The sequence below is a fragment of the Candidatus Hodgkinia cicadicola genome (assembly GCF_002774925.1).
Genome location: NZ_NXGO01000033.1, coordinates 1 through 1240 on the forward strand (window position 1 = coordinate 1; position 1240 = coordinate 1240).

General features: G+C 31.6%; 1 pseudogene. It reads right to left on the reverse strand.

Annotation, left to right across the window (positions count from 1 at the left end):
• Window positions 1–222: 222 nt before the first annotated feature.
• Window positions 223–471: pseudogene (locus MAGTDC_RS02125) on the reverse strand (Hsp70 family protein); the annotation flags it as partial.
• Window positions 472–1240 lie beyond the last annotated feature (769 nt).

Here is a 1240-nt window from a genome sequence, read left to right on the forward strand (position 1 = left end):
ATAGCCATAATTAATTCATATGAAGCCATTACATAAGCGAAGACCTTAAAAAATATAAACCAGAAGGTTTTAAGAAAAATAACTTCTTATATATTTTTCAAAACATTTAAAATAAGTAAGTACGTAAAATAAAAATGTACTGATTATAAATTATAAATTATCCATCATAGATTATAATCATGATTATAAATCAACCATCACTTTGGCATTATAACATATACTCACCTCAAATACACCATTATCAATTGTCAGTAGAGACACGTCAAAAGTACCACCTCCCAAGTCAAATACAAGTACATTCTTTTCACCTTCTCGTTTATCTAAACCATATGCTATAGCAGCTGCTGTTGGTTCGTTAATAATTCTCATAACATTTAATCCTGCAATAGTTCCAGCATCTTTTGTAGCCTGCCGTTGTGCATCATTAAAGTAAGCTGGTACAGTTACTACAGCATGAGTTACCTGCATACCGAATTTGAATTAATTATAATTGTCACAAATTATAAAGTAATTTGCTTAGAAAGGATACAATTATACAGGCAATTTAAAAAATGCACAATTTACTGCAATACTGAAATGGACAGTAAGAGAGCTAAAAGAATTCATAATAAATGCTTACAGGTAAAACAAAGCACCAAAAATGATACTCAAAACATACTAGAATATAATCACAAATATAGAAATCAGCTAACACAAGTAACACAATTGAATTAATAAAAGCTTAAACAAAAGGAGCAAAGCACATGAGAGCATACAATATAACATCAATAATACAACCACATACAATGTTCTCTACAAACAGGTGCAAGATATAAATCAAGTCTGACAGTGAATAGTATACAGTTTGCATCTTCTGAACTGCTTTGTTAACATTATCAGCTGACTCTTCATAGCTTTGTTAATGAAAAATTATACAAAAGAGATCCTGTTAAGCAACTCATGGATCTTGTGTATCATAATAATGCACTTGCACATTATGATAAATGAGCATTGTCTGTCAGTTTTGGGAAAAAGTACTGTGGTAAAACACCCACTCCCATTTACTGGATATGGTCCTGTGTGTGACATTTTTCTCAACACTAAAAGTAATCTGAGAGGACGCATTCTGATAACATATAGAAGAATTTAATAATGGCAGCTCCAATGATTAAATTCCCACAAAACCAATCCCAAAGCTGCTATGGTGGACTAGAACTTGGGTTTGATGTATAGCTGGCAAAGGTGAATACAGGTTCAAAAA